Source organism: Hymenobacter armeniacus (assembly GCF_014699055.1).
GTDB classification, from domain to species: Bacteria; Bacteroidota; Bacteroidia; order Cytophagales; family Hymenobacteraceae; genus Hymenobacter; species Hymenobacter armeniacus.
The window spans coordinates 311,083-329,502 of the sequence record NZ_JACXAC010000001.1 but is presented as its reverse complement, the minus strand read 5'-3'; the positions used below and the strand labels follow the sequence as shown (position 1 = coordinate 329,502).

15 protein-coding genes are annotated in these 18,420 nt (G+C 61.1%); 6 read left to right on the top strand and 9 right to left on the bottom strand.

The window, feature by feature from the left end; translation table 11 throughout:
• Window positions 1-34: 34 nt before the first annotated feature.
• The 6 genes from IC234_RS01455 to IC234_RS01430 form a co-directional block, all read right to left on the bottom strand.
• Window positions 35-3,181 carry an efflux RND transporter permease subunit gene (locus IC234_RS01455; protein ID WP_190922058.1) on the bottom strand — a complete coding sequence of 1,049 codons (3,147 nt, stop codon included), beginning with the start codon at window positions 3,179-3,181 and terminating at the stop codon, window positions 35-37.
• A gap of 249 nt (window positions 3,182-3,430) precedes the next feature.
• A complete protein-coding gene (locus IC234_RS01450; RefSeq protein ID WP_190922057.1) occupies window positions 3,431-6,589 on the bottom strand; it encodes an efflux RND transporter permease subunit in 3,159 nt (1,052 codons plus the stop codon).
• A 113-nt stretch (window positions 6,590-6,702) separates the two neighbouring features.
• Window positions 6,703-7,782: an efflux RND transporter periplasmic adaptor subunit gene (locus IC234_RS01445; protein WP_190922056.1), complete on the bottom strand. Its 1,080-nt coding sequence runs from the start codon at window positions 7,780-7,782 to the stop codon at window positions 6,703-6,705.
• Window positions 7,783-7,922: 140 nt separating this feature from the next.
• A complete protein-coding gene (locus IC234_RS01440; protein ID WP_190922055.1) occupies window positions 7,923-9,221 on the bottom strand; it encodes a TolC family protein in 1,299 nt (432 codons plus the stop codon).
• A gap of 105 nt (window positions 9,222-9,326) precedes the next feature.
• Window positions 9,327-10,133 (bottom strand): DUF937 domain-containing protein, encoded by an 807-nt coding sequence (locus tag IC234_RS01435; protein WP_190922054.1) that lies wholly within the window; start codon window positions 10,131-10,133, stop codon window positions 9,327-9,329.
• 303 nt (window positions 10,134-10,436) lie between these two features.
• On the bottom strand, window positions 10,437-10,775 hold the full coding sequence (locus tag IC234_RS01430) for a tetratricopeptide repeat protein (protein WP_190922053.1): 339 nt from the start codon (window positions 10,773-10,775) through the stop codon (window positions 10,437-10,439).
• A gap of 152 nt (window positions 10,776-10,927) precedes the next feature.
• Between IC234_RS01430 and IC234_RS01425 the strand changes: the two genes are divergently transcribed.
• From IC234_RS01425 to IC234_RS01410, 4 genes are all read left to right on the top strand, one after another.
• Complete coding sequence (locus IC234_RS01425; RefSeq protein WP_190922052.1) at window positions 10,928-11,668, top strand: electron transfer flavoprotein subunit beta/FixA family protein; 741 nt, start codon at window positions 10,928-10,930, stop codon at window positions 11,666-11,668.
• 124 nt (window positions 11,669-11,792) lie between these two features.
• Window positions 11,793-12,770: an electron transfer flavoprotein subunit alpha/FixB family protein gene (locus IC234_RS01420; protein ID WP_190922051.1), complete on the top strand. Its 978-nt coding sequence runs from the start codon at window positions 11,793-11,795 to the stop codon at window positions 12,768-12,770.
• A gap of 217 nt (window positions 12,771-12,987) precedes the next feature.
• Window positions 12,988-13,620 carry a bifunctional nuclease family protein gene (locus IC234_RS01415; RefSeq protein WP_190922050.1) on the top strand — a complete coding sequence of 211 codons (633 nt, stop codon included), beginning with the start codon at window positions 12,988-12,990 and terminating at the stop codon, window positions 13,618-13,620.
• Between the two features lie 76 nt (window positions 13,621-13,696).
• The gene (locus tag IC234_RS01410; RefSeq protein ID WP_190922049.1) at window positions 13,697-14,227 is read left to right on the top strand and encodes a YfiT family bacillithiol transferase; all 531 of its coding nucleotides are present in this window, start codon (window positions 13,697-13,699) and stop codon (window positions 14,225-14,227) included.
• Window positions 14,228-14,322: 95 nt separating this feature from the next.
• Here the strand turns inward: IC234_RS01410 and IC234_RS01405 are convergent, their stop codons facing one another.
• Together IC234_RS01405 and IC234_RS01400 are read right to left on the bottom strand one after the other, a co-directional pair.
• Window positions 14,323-15,138 carry an ABC transporter ATP-binding protein gene (locus IC234_RS01405; protein WP_190922048.1) on the bottom strand — a complete coding sequence of 272 codons (816 nt, stop codon included), beginning with the start codon at window positions 15,136-15,138 and terminating at the stop codon, window positions 14,323-14,325.
• 91 nt (window positions 15,139-15,229) lie between these two features.
• Entirely contained in the window at window positions 15,230-15,961 is a 732-nt protein-coding gene (locus tag IC234_RS01400) for an MlaE family ABC transporter permease (RefSeq protein ID WP_190922047.1), read from the bottom strand.
• A gap of 98 nt (window positions 15,962-16,059) precedes the next feature.
• On the opposite strand from IC234_RS01400, the gene IC234_RS01395 reads away from it, so the two are divergent.
• Window positions 16,060-16,782, top strand: a complete 723-nt coding sequence (locus tag IC234_RS01395; RefSeq protein ID WP_190922046.1) for an SDR family oxidoreductase — start codon at window positions 16,060-16,062, stop codon at window positions 16,780-16,782.
• Window positions 16,783-16,883: 101 nt separating this feature from the next.
• On the opposite strand, the gene IC234_RS01390 is transcribed toward IC234_RS01395, so the two are convergent.
• Window positions 16,884-17,621: a GIN domain-containing protein gene (locus IC234_RS01390; RefSeq protein WP_190922045.1), complete on the bottom strand. Its 738-nt coding sequence runs from the start codon at window positions 17,619-17,621 to the stop codon at window positions 16,884-16,886.
• Between the two features lie 81 nt (window positions 17,622-17,702).
• Here IC234_RS01390 and IC234_RS01385 point away from each other — a divergent pair, with 81 nt between their 5' ends.
• Complete coding sequence (locus IC234_RS01385) at window positions 17,703-18,395, top strand: SDR family oxidoreductase (protein ID WP_190922044.1); 693 nt, start codon at window positions 17,703-17,705, stop codon at window positions 18,393-18,395.
• Window positions 18,396-18,420 lie beyond the last annotated feature (25 nt).

The following is an 18,420-nucleotide window of genomic DNA, read 5'->3' as shown; positions in this document are numbered from 1 at the left end:
ACGCAAAATATTGCGTCTCTACAATGTTCTGCCGCTACGCCCCAACCAGCTCCGGCTGCCGCTTCCGGCGTTTCGGGGCCGGGCCGTTCTGGTTCATCTCGCGATAGAAAAAGGCGAAAATGAGCGGAAAAATGAGCAGCGTGAGCACCGTGGCCGTCACCAGCCCGCCGATGACGACGATGGCCAGCGGCTTCTGCGTTTCGGAGCCGATGCCGGTGCTGAGGGCCGCCGGGAACAGGCCAATCATGGCCATGAGGGCCGTCATCACCACGGGGCGCACGCGCGAGGCCACGCCCAGGCGCAGGCTCTCGGCCAGGCTCAGCTTCTTGCGCAGATTTTCCTTAAACACGGTGATGAGCACGATGCCGTTCTGAATACATATTCCGAGCAGGGCGATGAAGCCGATGCCGGCCGAAATCGAGAAGTTGACACCTGTGATGTGCAGCGCCGCGATGCCCCCAATGAGCGCAAACGGCACGTTGGCCAGCACCAGCGCGGCATCCTTGCCATTGCCGAAGGTGATGAACAGCAGGATGAAAATGATGACCAGCGACACCGGCACCACCTGGCTCAGGCGCTTGGTGGCGCGCACCTGGTTCTCAAACTCGCCGGCCCACTCGATGCGGTAGCCCTTGCCAAGTTTGATGGTCTGGTCCATTTTCTTCTGGGCCTCGGCAATGGTGGAACCCATGTCGCGGTCGCGGATGGAAAACTTCACGGCGATGAAGCGCTGGCCGTTGTCGTGGTACACGAAGGCCGGGCCGTTGGCCGTGCCGATGTCGGCAATTTCCTTCAGGGCCACCTTGCCGCCGCGGATGGTGGGCACGCGCAGCTCGCCGATTTTGGCTTCGGTGTCGCGGTCCTGCTTGGGGTAGCGCACCGTCACGTCGAACTTGCGCTCGCCTTCGTAAATCTGGGTGGCGGCCTTGCCGCCCACGGCCATTTCCACTACGGTTTGGGCGTCGGCGGTTTGCGCGCCGTAGGCGGCCATGCGGGTTTGGTCGAGGCGCACGCTCATTTCGGGCTGGCCCAGGTTGCGCAGGATGCCCAGGTCCTTCACGCCGCGCACGCCGGCCAGCACCTTCATCACCTCGTTGGCCTTGCCGTCGAGCTCCTTCAGGTCATTGCCGAAAATCTTCACGGCCAGCGCGGCGTTGATGCCGGCCACGGCCTCTTCCACGTTGTCGATGATGGGCTGCGAGTAGTTGAAAATAATGCCGGGGTACTCCTTCAGCTTCTTGTCCATCTCGTCAATCAGCTGCTCCTTGGTGATGTTGCGCTTCCACTCCTCCTTGGGCTTGAGGTTGACCTGCGCCTGCACGTAGTAGATGCCCGAGGGGTCGGTGCCGTCGTTGGAGCGGCCGGTCTGGCTCAGCACTGATACCACTTCCGGAAACGAGCGCAGGATGCGGCGGTAGTTGGCCGCCATTTTGTTGGTTTCGGTGAGCGACGACGACATCGGCAGCTTGGTTTCTACCCACAGCGCGCCCTCGTTCAGCTCCGGCAGAAACTCCGAGCCCAGGAATTTGAACGAGTACAGCCCGGCCACCACAATGGCCATGGTCACCCCGAAGCTGAGCAGCTTGTGCCGATAGGTGAAGCCAAACGCCTTGGTCACAATGGTATCGAAGAAGGTCACGATGGGGTTGTGGCGTTCCTTCACGTTCTTGTTCAGCAGCAGCGAACACAGCACCGGCACCAGCGTGAGCGTCAGAATAAGCGCGCCCACCAAGGCAAAGCCCAGCGTGTAGGCCAGCGGGCTGAACATCTTGCCCTCCACTTTCTCGAAGGCGAAAATGGGCAGCAGGCAGGTCAGAATAATCAGCTTAGAGAAGAAAATGGCCTTGCCCAGCTCGCCCCCAGTTTTCCGAATCAGCCCCAGCTTGGCCAGCTTGTTGAACTTCTCCATCCCCACTTTTTCCGCCTTGTGGTCGAGCACCACGAAGATGCCTTCCACCATCACCACCGCGCCGTCGATGATGATGCCGAAGTCGATGGCGCCCATGCTCAATAGATTAGCGCTCATGCCCTTCAGCCGCAAACACACGAAGGCAAACAGCAGCGCCAGCGGCACCACCACGCCCACCGTGAGCGTGGTGCGCCAGTCGGCCATGAACAGCAGCACGATGAGCGTGACCAGTACAATGCCCTCAATTAGGTTGTGAATGACGGTGTGCGTGCAGTGGTCCATCAGCACGTCGCGGTCGTAGAACGTTTTGAGGTACACGTCGTTGGGCAGCACCTTTTCGTTGAGCTCCGCGATTTTGGCTTTCACGCGGCCCAGCACCTCGGCGGGGTTTTCGCCCTTGCGCATGATAACGATGCCCTCCACCACGTCCGACTGGTCATCCAGCCCGGCCTGGCCCACGCGGGGGGCGTGGCTTTCGGTCACGTTGGCCACGTTGCGCACCAGCACGGGCACGTTGTTGATATCCTTGACGATGATGTTGCCGATGTCCTCCGGCTTGGTGAGCAGGCCGATGCCGCGCACCACGTAGCTCTGCGAGTTCTTCTCAATCACGTCGCCGCCCACGTTCATGTTCGACTTCTGCACGGCGTCGTACACCTCCAGCGGCGTCATGTCGTACTTGGCCAGCATCGCAGGGTTCACGCTGATTTCGTACACCTTACGCGTGCCGCCGAAGGCCGCAATGTCGGCCACGCCGGGCACCGATTTCAGCTGCCGCTCCACCGTCCAGTCCTGAATGGCCAGCAGCTCGTTGGTGCTGCGGCCGGCGCGGCTCTGCACCGTGTAGCGGAAAATCTCGCCCGTCGGGCCGTAGGGCGGCTGCACGTGGGAGTCGCACCCGGCCGGTAGGTTCACGCCGCTCAGCAGGTTGTTCACCTGCTGCCGGGCGAAGAAATCCTCCACGTTGTCCTCGAAGTTTATCTTGAGCACCGACAGGCCAAACATGCTGATAGAGCGCATGTTGCTTTTCATCTGCACCGAATTCATGGCCACTTCGATAGGCGTGCTCACGAACCGCTCCACCTCCTCGGCCGAGCGGCCGGGCCAGAGGCTCACGATAATCATCTGGGTATTGGTGACGTCGGGAAACGCCTCGATGGGCGTGTGCACGTAGCTATAGGTGCCCCCGGCCACCAGCAGGGCCGTCATGAAAAAGACGAAAAAGCGGTTCTTCAGCGAGAAGGCAACGATGCCGGAAATAAACTTATTCATGCCAGGGCGGGGTGGGAAGCAACAGAGCAGCGGGCGGCCCGGGCAGTCTGTTTGATTACCTGCCGGCCGGAAAATGAGAATCTGGTGAAAAGTTGATGAGAAAACAATGAGGGTTGAATGAAGAGCCAAGCACAAAAAAGCCCGCTGCCTGATGAGGCAGCGGGCTTTTTTGTGTAGCGTGGACTCTGCGAGTCCGCGCCTGGCGGGTGTCGTTCGAACGGGCGCAGACTCGCAGAGTCCACGCTGCAGTTAGTGCACCGCCACTGGCTCCACGTAGCCTTTCTCACCGGGCAGCGGCACGTACTTGGTGTGCTCGCTCCGGTAAAACCGCTCAAACACCAGCGGAAACACGAAGAGCGTGAGAATGGTACCCGTAATAAGGCCGCCAATTACCACGATGGCCAGCGGCTTCGAGGTTTCCGACCCGATGCCGGTCGAGATGGCGGCCGGCATCAGGCCGATGGTTGCCATGAGGGCCGTCATCACCACCGGGCGCACCCGCGAAATCACGCCTTCGTTGATGCTGTGGTCGAGCGTGTGCTTTTTCACCAGGTTCTGCTTGAAGACGGAGATGAGAATCACGCCGTTCTGAATGCAGATGCCGAACAGCGCGATAAAGCCGATGCCGGCCGAAATCGAGAAGTTGGTGTGCGTGAGTAGCAGCGCTGCGATGCCGCCGATGATGGCAAACGGCACGTTCAGCAGCACCAGCCCGGCATCTTTCAGGTTGCTGAACAGGACAAACAGGATGAAGAAGATGAGGCCAAGCGAAATGGGCACTACCTGCGTGAGGCGCTGCTGGGCGCGGCGCTGGTTCTCGAAGTCGCCGGTCCATTTCTGCTCGTAGCCGGCGGGCAGCTTCACGTGGCGGTTCACTTTTTCCTGCGCTTCCTTGATGGTCGAACCCATGTCACGGCCGCGAATCGAAAACTTAACGGCGGCAAAGCGGCGGTTGTCGTCGCGGTAAATCAGGCTCGGACCCGTCACGGAGCCGATGTTGGCAATTTCGGAGAGCGGAATGGTTTTGCCCGATTGCGTGGGCACCATCAGGGCCGCTATTTCGGCCGGCGTCTGGCGGAACTGGGGCTCGTAGCGCACGCGGATGGGGAATTTACGCTCGCCTTCGTAGAGTTGCGTGGCTTCCTTGCCGCCCACGGCCATTTCCAGCACCGAGTTGGCGTCCGACTTATTCACGCCGTAGCTGGCCATGCGGCGCTCGTCGAGGTCGACGTGGAATTCGGGCTGGCCGATGTTGCGCAGCACGCCGAGGTCGTCAATGCCTTTCACGGTTTTTAGTACCTCGTACACCTCGCGGGCCTTGGCCTCCAGCGTGGCCAGGTCGGTGCCGTAAATCTTCACGGCAATCGAGCCTTTCACGCCCGAGGCGGCTTCCTCCACGTTGTCGGTGATGGGCTGCGAGAAGTTGAAGTCTACGCCGGTAAACTTGTCGAGCTTGGCCTTCATGCGCTCTACCAGGTCTTCGCGGTAGGCTTTGGATTTCATCTTCTTTTCCACCTCTGGCGTGTGCTTGAGCTGCACCAGAAACTCGTTGTTGTAGAAGCCCGTGGGGTCGGTGCCGTCGTTGGGGCGGCCGGTCTGGCTCACCACGTCGCTCACTTCGGGGAAGCTCAGGAAGTCGCGCCGCATCTGGTTACACAGCTCGTTGCTCGACTCCAGGCTGATGCTGAGCGGCAGCTGGGCGCGCACGTAAATCGAGCCCTCGTTCAATTCGGGCAGGAACTCCGAGCCCAGGAACGAGAACGAGTACAGCCCCAGCGCCGTCACCACGAAGGCGATGATGAGCGTGGCCGTTTTGCGGGCGTAAGTGAAGCGAAATAATCGGTTGGCCCCGTTGTTCACGCCGCGCACGAAAAAGTTGTCCTTCTCCTTCACGTTCTTTTTCAGCAGGATGCTCACCAGCACCGGCACCAACGTGAGGGTGAAAATCAGGGCCCCCAACAGGGCGAAGCCCAGCGTCCATGCCAGCGGGCTGAACACCTTACCTTCCACTTTTTCGAAGGAGAAAATGGGCAGCAACGCGGTGATAATAATGGCTTTGGCGAAGAAGATGGACTTGCCCATGTCGCGGCCCGACTTCTTAATCAGCCCCAGCTTGGAGAGCTTGTTAAACCGCTCCATGCCCACTTGGTGGGCCTTGTGGTCGAGGGCCACGAACAGCCCTTCCACCATCACCACGGCCCCGTCGATGATGATGCCGAAGTCAATGGCACCCATGCTCAGCAGGTTGGCGCTCATGCCGCGCAACCGCAGGCAGATGAAGGCAAACAGCAGCGCCAGCGGGATAATCACCGACACAATTACCGTGGTGCGCCAGTCGGCCATGAACAGGAACACGATGAGCGTGACCAGCACGATGCCTTCCATCAGGTTGTGAATCACCGTTTCCGTGGAGAAATCGATGAGTTGCTGCCGGTCGTAGAAGGTTTTCATCTTCACGTCGGGCGGCAGTATTTTCGAGTTCAGCTCGGCCACCTTATCGTGCAGGCGGGCAATGACTTCCGACGGGTTTTCGCCCTTGCGCATCACCACGATGCCTTCCAGCTTGTCGTCCTCAAACCCACGGCCGACCTGGCCCAGGCGCGGTAGGGCGCTTTCGGTCACTTTCGCCACATCGCGCACCAGAATCGGCACCCCGTTCACGTTCTTAATCACCGTGTTGGTGATGTCCGAGATGTTGTTCAGCAGGCCGATGCCGCGCACCACGTAGTTCTGCTGGCCCTCGTTTATCACGTCGCCGCCCACGTTGATGTTGGAGCGCTGCACAGCGTTGTAGAGGTCGAGTGGCGTGAGGCCGAAATCCTGCAGCTTGCCGGGGTTGACGCTGATTTCGTAGTCCTTCACCTCGCCGCCGAAGCTGTTCACGTCGGCTACGCCGGGCACGGCTTTCAGGTTACGCTCAATTACCCAGTCCTGCAGGGTCTTGAGCTCGCGCACGGTTTTGGTTTTACTCTCCAGCGTGTAGCGGTAGATTTCGCCGGTGGGGCCGTATGGCGGCTGCACGTCGGGCGTGATGCCGTCAGGCAAATCCACCTCGCGCAGCAGGTTGTTCACCTGCGGACGGGCGAAAGCGTCGTCCACGCCGTCGTCAAAAATCACCTTCACCACCGACAGGCCAAACAGCGTGGTGCTGCGCACCGAGGCCTTTTTCTGCACCGGGTTCAGGGCAATTTCGATGGGCACGGTCACGAACTTCTCCATCTCCTCGGCCGAGCGGCCGGGCCACTGCGTGATGATGGTGATTTCAGTATTTGTCACGTCCGGAAACGCCTCGATGGGCGTGTTCCGGTAGCTCACCACGCCCATCACCACCACCACCAGGGTCATGAGGAAGATGAAGCCTTTGTTTTTAAGCGAAAAGGCAATGATACCTTGAATGAACTTATTCATTTTCAGTTTCTAACAGTGAAGAAACGGTGAGTTTCAGGCAGAATTAAACGGCAGTATTGACCCGGAGCAAGGCCCAAAAGCCCTTGCCCGGAGTCAATTCCCGCCCTGTCGATTCAGTCGTTCAGCTCGTCGTACACCAGCAGCTGGTCTTTGGCAATCACCACGTCGCCGGGCTTCAGGCCGGAGCTCACATAGCTGTAGTCGCCCACCGTTTTGCTGATGGTCACGGGGCGGGTTTCCACGTGGGTGCGGTCCTTGTACACCATCACGAAGTTGCGGTCCTTGTCAAACACCACCGACTTGGCGGGCACGGCCAGGGCCTTCGCCCCTTCCGTGTTCTCGACGCGCACCTGGGCGTACATCTCGGGTTTGAGGAGGTAGCCGGGGTTTTCGAGGCGCACGCGCACCTTCATCACCTTGCTGTCGGGGTCGAGCACGTTGAACACCTTGTCAATCTTGCCCCGGAAATGCTTGTCCGGGTAGCTCAGCGTGGTCACGTCGGCCGAGTAGCCTTCCTTCACCTTCGAGATGTCCGACTCGAACACGTTGGCCATAATCCACACATCGTCGAGGTTGCTCACCGTGAACAGGTTGCCCACGTTGTCGTTGTTGAACTGCTCGTGGTCGGTGGCATTTTTCTCGGTGATGAAGCCCGAAATTGGGGCCCGCAGCTCGTACATGCCATCCTTGCCGATGCCGTACACGCTGAGCTGCTTCACGTTCTTGCCCACGGTGCCGCGGGCTTTGGTCACTTCGGCGCGGGCCAGCACCACGTCGCGCTCCGAGTTCAGGCCGGCCTTGAACATATCCTCGGCCACGGCCAGGTTCTTGCGGGCAATATCCAGGTCGGAGCTGGCGGCCGTGGTCTGGTTCTGGACGTCGGCAATCTCGCCCGATTTGATGACGGCCAACACCTGGCCCTTGGTCACCTTGTCGCCGAGCTGCACTTTCAGCTGCTCCACCACGCCGCCCACCAGCGGGTACACCTTCACGGTTTTGTCGCCGTCGGTGGCAATTTCGCCGGTCAGCACCAGCTCGTCCTGCACCGGGCGCAGGCGCACGGTATCCAGCACAATTTGCTGCATCATGGTGTCGGACAGGCGGAAGCCCTCCTTCTTTTCTTCTTTGACTTCGGTTTTGGAGCAACCAACCAAGGTTACGGCGGTCAGCAGGGCCAGAAAGGTGCGGTTCATGGGGTGTGGTAATGGCTTGGGTAGAACGTCGGGCTGAGCCGGCCGAAGCATCTGGCTCGCGCAACTAATCCAATCGATTGATTTACTACTTTATGCGGGATGCTGCGGCCAGCTCAGCCCGACGTTCTTTTCGGATTCAGTTATTGGTCGGCGCGGAACACCGGCTTGCCCACGGCGAAATTCAGCTGCTCGAAAGCCCGCACACGGTTAGCCCGCAGAGTATTGAGCTGCACGAGGTTGTTTTTGTAGGACTCGAAGAAGTCGATGTATTCCACCACCGACAGAATGCGCTTGGCGTAGCTCTGCTCGATGCCGGCCATGAGGCGGGTAAACGGCGCCGTGTCGCGGTCGGTGTTCTGAAACAGCTCGTCGTTGCGGGCCGCCAGCTCGTAGGCCTGGTGCACTTCGCTCTGCACAATGAGCTGCTGCTGGTCGACGAGCAGCTTGCTGCCGGCAATCTGGGCCTTGGCCGCCTGGATGTTGCCCTGGTTGCGGTTGAAGAGCGGCACCGCAATGCCCAGCGTGAGGGCTTGGTAGTTGTTGATGTAGGAACCGGCCTTGTCGTAGGTGTAGCCCACGGCCAGGTCGGGCGTGGCCAGCTTCTGCTGCAGGCGCAGGTTCAGGTTTTGCTGCTCCAGGGTGGCCCGGCGGGCGTTGAGGTCGGTGCGGCGCACGAGGGCCGTGTCCACCAGCTGCTGCTCCGAGTAGCCGTTCAGGCTCAGGTCGCGGGTGCGGCGGATGTCCACCACGGGCACGTACTGGGCCCCCGTGGCGTCGTGCAGCAGCACGTGCAGGTCGGTTTGGTCGGTGGCCACGTCGTTGAGCAGGTTTTGGCGCTCGCTCTGCAGCGTGAAGAGGAAGGCCCGCAGGCGAATCACCTCTTTCAGCGCAATGTTGCCTTTCTCGAACTGCGTTTGGTAGAGGCCCACGGTGCGCGTCAGCGAGTTGATTTCCGTGGCGTACGCCTTCAGCGTCTGCTGCTTGAAGAAGACGTCGTAGTAGGTGGTGCGCAGCTGGTAGCGCAGGTTGCGCAGCAGGTCCTGCAGGTTGTACTGCTCCACCACCGCGCCCTGCCGAGCGGCTTGCCCGGCAGCCTTGCGGCGCCCGGCCAGCGAAAACAGCTGCTGCACCGTCACCACGGCTTCGCTGCCCACCGTGCCCTCTGGCACCGTGGGCCGGCTGATGCGGCGGCGCAGCACGTCCTGCTCCACGTAAATGGTCGGGTTGTCGATGAGGCGCGCCTGCACAGCCTGGGCCTGGGCCACCGTCACGTTATACTGTTGGGCCAGCACGGCCAGGTTGTTTTGGAAGAACCGCTGCTCGGCTTCAGGCAGCGTGAGGCGAACGGTATCGGCGGGGGCCGCGGGGGCGGCGAGGGCGGGCGCCGGCCCGGCCAGGGCCCAGGCACCCAAAAGCGCCGCTAAGGTTACACGAAACATATCCAATGTTGATTACTCAACAAAGGTGACGGGGGGCGCATGAGGATAAAATGAATCCTCCGGCTAGGCCGTCAACAGCCGCTCAGCCTCGGCGAAAGGCCCGATTTACCAAGCGAAAATGCCCATCGTGCCCAGCCGTAGCAGCGCCACCGGCACAGCCGGCTTCAGCCCCGGCAAAGCATCGGCGGCCCAGTAAGTCGCCGCGGCCACGCCGCACACGGCATTCCAGCAGTAGGCGGCGCCCGTCACGGCGCCCACCAAGGCCAGCAACGACTGACCAACCCGCACGTGCAGTTTTCGCAAGCCTCCCTCCTGCTGCATTGCCCCCATCAGGCCTGAACCAGGAGCGCGCTTGTCGCCGAGGGGCTCCAGCATGGCACGCACGGCGGGAGGAGTGGCAGCGAGCAACTCCGCCACGGGTTCTTTGAGGCCTGCAAGGCCCACGGCCAGTTCGGCCGCCGTGGCGTGCTGCGCCGCAATATGCTGGCCGAGGGTGGCTGCCGCCACCGCTCCTACGAGTTTAAGCAACGCCTCGGCTGTAGCCGGCCGCACTCCCGAACACGCACCAAGCGGGCCGGCCACCTGCGTCGCTTCGGCACCAAATAGCGCAAACAGCAGCACTTCCGCCTGCCGCAGGGCGCCGCCGGCTGCCGGGCCGCTGCCTAGCATGCCGAGGGCACAGGTCACGGGGTTGGCGCAGGCGGGAGCTTTGCGCAGGGCCTGCAGGCTCAGGGTGTGCACCTGCAGGGCCGCGCCCGACTGTGCCCGCCGGACAATTGCACCCAGCACCAGCGGCACGGCGGCGTCGAGCACTTTTCGGATTCGGGTTTCGCCTTCGCCCAGCCGGGCGGCCAGATGACCGGTCAATTCCGGGGAAAAAGTACCTTTTACGGTAGTGGGTAACGTCTTCATGCGGGTAGAGTAAGAAGGTGATTTCCCTGTGGGCAAATTTTTGAGCGTAGCTGTTAACAAAGGTGCTTATCACATTTTCCCTACCGAGGGGCTTGCCGATAAACCGCACTTTTTACCCGCTAAACCGTACTTACTTCCCGCCGAACGCAGAAGCACATTTATTACTGCTATGTATCGTAATTACTATACAATTCCGGAATAAAACGTGGTGGTATTGCACAAACTACCACATCCAGATATTAGAATTTACGGTACTGGCGCGGCTCAGGTTGGCGCCTCGTTCCGGATGTGCTGCGCAGGCCGTTAATCATCTTCGTAATCCAGGCCCAGGCACTGGTTCAGGGCTTGGAGCAATTCGCTGGCGGCGTGCTGCTGGCCGGCTTTTTTGGCCGTGGCTAAGCCGGTGCGGTAAACCTTTTCGGCTTCGTCTTTCTTACCAAACTGCTCCAGGAGCTTGCCGGCGTGGTAATACGTGCCCACGTAATCGGGATGCTCCGTGAGCAGCTTTTCGTAAAACTCCCAGGCCCGCTCCGGTTCCTGGGCCCGGTATTCGGTGGCGATGGCGTAAATGGTGAAGGCGTCGGTCGGGTCGTCTTCGTAGAAAGCCAGCAGCTGCTGCAAACGGGTGGCCGGGGTGTTCATAGGGCGCAAGTTTTGTTTACCTTTGGGGCGAAATTGCGGCTTTTCCCCGCACTTGCCCTGACAAAGATGGGCTTCCGGAAACGGTAAGCTCGCATAGGTTGTTATGCATGCAGCCTTTTTTTCGCTTTTTCGCCCACTCAAGCCCCGTTTAGATGAAGTTTCTGGTTTGCATTTCCAACGTGCCCGACACGACCACCAAAATCACCTTCACTCCCGATAACAAGGAGTTTAACAAGGCCGGGGTGCAGTTCGTGATTAACCCCTGGGACGAATACGCCCTCACCCGCGCCATTGAGCTGAAAGAAGCCGCCGGCAGCGGCACCGTCACGGTGCTGAACGTGGGCCAGGCCGACACCGAGCCCAACATCCGCAAAGCCCTGGCCATTGGCGCCGACGACGCCATCCGCGTCGACGCTGCTCCCACCGACGCCTACTTTGTGGCCGAGCAGATTGCCGCCATCGCCAAGGAAGGTGCCTACGACGTGATTTTGATGGGCAAGGAAAGCATCGACTACAACGGCTTCCAGGTGCACGGCATGGTGGGCGAGATGCTGGGCATCCCCACGGTGGCCCCGGCCATGAAGCTGGACCTGAGCGGCAACACCGCCACGCTGGAGCGCGAAATTGAGGGCGGCAAGGAGATTGTGACCGTCAACACGCCCTTCGTGGCCTCGTGCCAGCAGCCCATGTGCGAGCCCCGCATTCCCAACATGCGCGGCATCATGACGGCCCGCACCAAGCCCCTGAAAGTGGTGCCCGCCGTGGGCGAGCCCGCCCGCACCACCGTGGCCGAGTACGCGCTGCCGCCCAAGAAGCAGGGCGTGAAGCTCATCGACGCCGAAAACGCCGGCGAGCTCATCAAGCTGCTCCGCAACGAAGCAAAGGTTATTTAATTCGTCTGTCATGCTGACGAAGGAAGCATCTTATCACGGCGGCCTTTGTCTACTTTAACTAACCCAACGGCGCAAGCGTGATAAGGTCCTTCGCTGCGCTCAGGATGACAAAAAACATAAAACCATGTCTGTACTAGTTGTAGTTGAATGCGCCGATGGCGAAGTAAAGAAGTCGTCGCTGGAAGTGGCCTCGTATGGCGCGCAAGTGGCCGCACAGCTGGGCACCACCGCCACGGCCATCGCCGTGGGCGAAGCCAATGAGACCAACTTAGCCAAGCTGGGCGAGCAGGGCATCTCGAAAGTGCTCTACGACGCCGAGCCGCGCCTGAAAGACTTCGTGAACAACGCCTACACCAAGCTCATCGCCACGGCGGCTGAGCAGGAACAGGCCAAAATCATTGTGCTGGCCAACAGCAACATTGGCGCCGCCGTGGGTTCGCGCCTGTCGGTGCGCCTCAAGGCCAGCCTGGCCACCAATGTAGTGGAGCTGCCCAAAATCAGCGGCGACCAGTTTACGGTGAAGCGCGGCGCGTTTTCGGGCAAGGCGTTTTCGGACGTGGTGCTCAGCGGCGACCGCAAAATCATTGCCGTGAAGAAAAACTCGACCGAGGCCCAGCACGAGGCCGGCAAAACGGCCGAGGTGACCAGCTTCTCGGCCCAGCTGAGCGACGCCGACTTTGCCGATGCGCCCAAGCAGGTCATCATGCAGGACCAGGCCGGCGGCGTGCTGCTGCCCGAGGCCGAGCGCGTGGTATCGGGCGGCCGCGGCATGAAAGGCCCCGAAAACTGGGGCCTGATTGAGGACCTGGCCAAGGCCCTGGGCGCGGCCACGGCCTGCTCCAAGCCGGTGAGCGACGTGGACTGGCGCCCCCACCACGAGCACGTGGGCCAGACGGGCATCACCGTGTCGCCGAACCTCTACATTGCCTGCGGCATTTCGGGCGCCATCCAGCACCTGGCCGGCGTGAACAGCAGCAAGGTCATCGTGGTTATCAACAAAGACCCCGAAGCTCCCTTCTTCAAAGCGGCGGATTACGGCATTGTGGGCGACGTGTTCGACGTATTGCCCAAACTGACGGCGGCCGTTAAAGCGCTGAATTAATTTCGTTTGCAAAGGAATGGGGGCTTAGGCAGCTGGTTTTCGCAAGAATGCCGGGGCTTAAGCCCCCAATCTTTTTTCGGTAATCCCGTATTACCGGGCAGGATTTGGCGGCAGATGCCGGGACTTTTCTTTATTTGCACGTACATCCTGCCCACCGGCCGCGGCCGGGCCCTGCCCATCCTTCCCAAGCCACCCAAGACACACAGTACCCATTCCCTTGAAAAAAATCCAGCTTGAAATTCTGGGCCTGTCGTCCAGCCAGTCGCAGTCTGGCTCCTTCGCGCTGATTCTGGGCGAGAAGGGCGGCAACCGCCGCCTGCCCATCATCATCGGCATGTTCGAGGCCCAGAGCATTGCCATCCAAATCGAAAAAATCAGCCCCAACCGCCCGCTCACGCACGACTTGTTCAAGTCCTTTGCCGAGCACGTGCACGTGGTGATTCTGGAAGTGGTGATTTCCGATTTGAAGGAAGGCGTGTTCTATTCGCGCATCGTGTGCTCCGACGGCGCCACCACGTTCGACATCGACGCCCGGCCCTCCGACGCCATTGCCATCGGCTTGCGCTTTGGCGTGCCCATCTACACCGTGGAAAGCGTGCTGAGCGAGGCCGGCATCATTCTTTCTGACCTCGACGAGGCCGAAAGCGAGGTGGAGGAAGACGAGGACGAAGACGACGAGGACGACGATTCGGACGCCCCGCGGCCCAGCCGGGCCCAGCCCGAGCCGCGCGAGCCCAGCGGCCAGGTGTCGTTGGACGAGCTGACCAAAATGCTGGCCCAGGCCCTCGAAAAAGAAGACTACGAGAAGGCTGCCAAAATCCGCGACGAACTCAACAAGCGCAACGGCTAAGTCTTAAGCCGTCGATTTTATCAGAAGCAAAAGCGCCGCCTCACCTAGAGGCGGCGCTTTTGCTTTCTTTGCCAACATGAATGCATCCGAAGACTCTCTGAAGTACCCCGTTGGGCGGCCGCAGCTACCCAACGGCCCCCTGACCGCTGCCGAGCACACGGCCCTCATTCAGCAAATTGCCGACCTGCCGGCCCAGCTCACGGCGGCCGCCAAGGCCGTGGGCGGCGTGGGCCTGGAGCGCCCCTACCGCCCCGGCGGCTGGAACGGCCGCCAGGTGATACACCACGTGACCGACTCGCACCTGAACGCCTACGTGCGGTTCCGGCTGGCGCTGACCGAGGACAATCCCACCATTAAACCTTACGAGGAGGCAGCCTGGGCCGAGCTACCAGACGTGGCGGCCACGCCCATCACCGTGTCGCTCACCTTGCTGGAGGCGCTGCATTCGCGGTTTGTGACGCTGCTGCACCACCTCACCGAAGAGCAATGGCAGCGCACTTTTTACCACCCCGGCAACCAACGTACTTCGACGCTTGACCAAACGCTGGCGCTCTACGCCTGGCACGGGCGGCACCACCTGGGGCATCTGCAGTTGTTGCAGGCGTAGGAGCATAAAAAGTGTACCCCGAAGCTGCGCTTCGGCCCGGCGGGTATTGCTCCTGCGGACCGAAGCGCAGCTTCGGGGTAGCGTTTTGCTTAATGCTAGATGCCGCCGCCGGCTTCGCTTTCTTCGGTGAAAGCAGCCATGCCGCCTTCCGTTTCTTCGTCGATGCGCTTGGCGGCGCGCACCAGGCTGCTGCTGAAGATGAACTCTTTGAGCTCGGGCACGGTGGCGTTGAGGATTTCGTCTTTGGTGCCGTCCCAGAGCTTTTTGCCCTGGTGCAGGAAGATGATGTGCTCGCCGATTTCAATCACCGAGTTCATGTCGTGGGTCACGATGACGGTGGTGATGTTGTATTCGTGCGTGATTTCGTGAATCAGCTCGTCAATCTTGATGCTGGTGGCGGGGTCGAGGCCGGAGTTGGGCTCGTCGCAAAACAGGTAGGTACACTGCGGCGCGATGGCGCGGGCAATGCCCACGCGCTTTTTCATGCCGCCCGAAATCTCGGCGGGCATCTTGTTGCCGGCGTTTTCGAGGCCCACGCGCTTGAGGCAGAACTCGACCCGCTCGCGGCGCTCTTCGGGGCTCATCTCGGGCGTCAGCATCTGCAGCGGGAATTCCACGTTCTGGGCCACGGTCATGGAGTCGAACAGGGCCGAGCCCTGGAACAGCATCCCGATTTTGCGCCGGATTTCCTGCCGGATGTCAATCTTGCTGTTGGTGTACACGGTGCCGTCGAAGGTGATGGAGCCGATGTCGGGCTTCATCAGGCCCACGATGCACTGCAGGAGCACGCTTTTGCCGGTGCCCGAGCCGCCGAGCAGCAGGTTGCACTTGCCCGATTCGAACACGCACGAAATGCCTTTCAGCACGGGCGTGCCGTTGAAGGACTTTTCGATATTGGATACTTCAATCATGATAGTTGTCAGTTGTTGGTTGTCAGTTGGCAGTTCGTGCTGGTTGCGCATTGCCAATGCTGACAACTGACAACCAGCAACTGACAACCAATCAGAGCAGCAGGGCCGCTAGGGCGAAGTCGGCAATCAGGATGGCGATGATGGAGTTGGTGACGGCGCCGGTGCTGGCCGCGCCCACTTCGAGGGCGCCGCCGGTGGTGTAGTAGCCTTTGAACGACGAGATACCCGACACCAGGAAGGCAAACACCACGGCCTTGATGAGGGCAAACAGGATGTTGTAGGGAATGAAATCGGTGCGAATGCCTTCCACGTAATCCTGGGCCGTCATCACGCCGGTGAGCGTGCCGGCCAGGTAGCCGCCCAGAATGGACAGCAGCATGGCCATGATGACCAGCAGCGGAAACATAAGGACGGCCGCCAGAATGCGCGGCAGCACCAAGTACGAGGTCGAATTGATGCCCATTACCTCCAGGGCCGAAATCTGCTCGGTGATGCGCATGGTGCCCAGGCCGCCGGCGATGCTGGAGCCTACCTTGCCGGCCAGCACGATGCTGGTGATGGTGGGCGCGAGCTCCAGAATGGTCATTTCGCGCACCATGTAGCCGATGGTGGACTGCGGGATGAGCGGGTTGGTAAGGTTGTAGGCAATCTGGACGCAGGTAACGGCGCCGATGAAGGCCGACACGATGGACACGATGACCACGGAATCGACCCCAATGAGGATGGCTTCGTCGATGGTGCGGTTCCAGAGGACGCGGAACCGCTCGGTGCGCGTGACCATGCCGCGCAGAAAGAGGACGAACGAGCCGAAAGTTGTTAGCATGAGGTGGGGTGAGAATTAAAACCGAAGTTTGGGGCCCGGTGTTGCGGAGCAAGACGTATGAAGCGCCGCGGGACTTTACGTAAAATCAGGAGAAGAAAGTGGAATCAACCGAAAAATTAATTGTCGTGACCGGCGGCAGCAAAGGTATTGGCCGCGCCGTCGTGTCGCGCTTTCTGCGGGCCGGGTATCCGGTGGCCACCTGCGCGCGCTCGGCCGACGACTTAGCGGCCCTCACCGCCGAGCTAACCGCCGCTATTCCCGGCGCCACCTTGCACACCTTTCCCGCCGACCTCAGCCTCGCCGCCGACTGCGCGCGCTTTGCCGCGTTTGTACTGGGCCTGGGTCTGCCCGTGGAGGTGCTGGTGAACAATGCCGGGGCCTTCGTGCCCGGCCGCCTGCAGGACGAGCCCGCCGACGGCTCGCAGCTGCGCCAGATGCTGGCCGTGAACCTGCTCAGCGCCTACGACGTGACCCTGCCCCTACTGCCGGGCTTCATTGCCCAGGGCCGGGGGCACATTTTCACCATCTGCTCCACGGCCAGCATCACGGCCTACCCCAACGGCGGCTCCTACGGCATTGCCAAGCACGCCCTGCTGGGCTTCACCAAAAACCTGCGCGAAGAGCTCAAGCCCAGCGGCGTGCGCGTCACGGCCGTGCTGCCCGGCCCCACCCTCACGGCCAGCTGGGCCGGCGTGGACCTACCCGCCGAGCGGTTCGTGCAGGCCGAAGACGTGGCCGAGGCCGTGTTTGGCACCTATTCGCTCTCGCCCCACGCCGTGGTGGAGGAATTGCTGATTCGGCCGCAGTTGGGCGATTTGTAGAGTCGCATAGTTGCGTCTCGTCGTTGAACGACAACGATTAAAATTGTTGCAAACGGCGCTGACGACAAGATGCTGCTATGCGTACCTACATCGCACCAACTTTACTCGGCTTTCTGCCCGCCCCGGCCCGTCACTCGGATATCGACGAACGAAGGCGGCCCGCCATAGTACAGAGTACCGTTGCCGGCCACGATTCCGCCCAAGCGTTGCGACGCCCGCACATGCGCATCGCCGTCGCTGTCGCGGGTCAGTTTCACGTCGCAGCTTTGCGGCGTAATGCCCTGCGCAAAAAGCCGGCCCGCGCCCCCCAACGTGCAGTTCATGTATTCGGTCGTGCCGCGCACGGTGATGTCGCCCAATTCGTACTGGTCGAGGAACAGCTGCTTGGCCCGCACCGTGAGGTCGTAGTCGCCGGCCCCGATGAGGTGGAAGAAAACGGTGTCTTGCACGAATTCGCCCACGGTGCTGCCGTTGCCCTGGCCGCGCATAAACACGTTGGTGATGCGCGGCAGGTGCAGCGTGACTTCGCGGGGCGAGTCGTAGCTGCGGGTCCAGTTGCAGGTGCTGGTGTTGTTGATTTCGAGGGAATTGCCTTTGCGCGTGAGCACGATTTCGCTAATCAGGTTTTCACCGGCGCGCACTTCGGCGTAGGTTTTGGCGTCCTGCACGAGGCGCAAGTCTACGTTGTCGAAAACCGTGACGGTGGTCAGGCCCGCATCCACGGCCCGCTGCTGCGTCACGATGGTGCCCGTGCTCTTGAGGCAGTCGGGCCCCGAGCTGCAGGTGCTAAGCCCCACGGCCAGCCCCACGGCCACCGCGCTGCGGACGGCGGCACGCATCCCTTCAAACCACCCCAGGCCGCTAACTTGCGGCCGCAAACTCGTATAGCGCATTTGCATCCTTACTTTTCCCAAAGATAAATGGACCTCACCGGCAAAGTCGCCATCGTTACCGGCGCAAGCAAAGGAATAGGCCGCGCCACCGTGGAGGCCCTGCTGGCGCGCGGGGCCGCCGTGGCCGGCTGGGCGCGCACGGCCCCCACCGGGCTGGTGCACGACCGGTTTCAGTTTTTTGCCTGCGATGTGCAGGACGAGCACTCCGTGGCCGAAGCTTTCACCAACACGCAGCGCGAACAGGGGCCCGACATCCACATCCTGGTAAACAACGCCGGCCTGGGCATCATGGGCGAAGTCGACGGTTTCAAAACCGAGGACTGGAAAACCATGTTCGACACCAATGTGCTGGGCACGTTTCTGTGCACCCGCGCCGTGCTGCCGCAGATGAAGCGGCAGAAGCAAGGGCACATTGTCAACGTGGCTTCGTTGGCCGCCACGGCGGGCACGGCCGGCATGAGCGGCTATTGCGCCACCAAGTTTGCGGTGCGCGGCTTTTCGGACGCCCTGTTTAAAGAGGTGCGTCCGGCCGGCATCCGCGTGACGTGCGTGATGCCGGGTTCGGTGGAAACCAACTTCAACGGCAACGAACCCGGCGCCGAGCCCAGTCCTTACAAGATGCAGCCCGAAGCCATTGCCGACGCCATTGTGCACGCCATCGAGGCACCGGACACGACGATGATATCGGAAATCCAGCTGCGGCCGGCGCAGGTGAAGTAACATAGCGCGTCATGCTCAGCTGGCG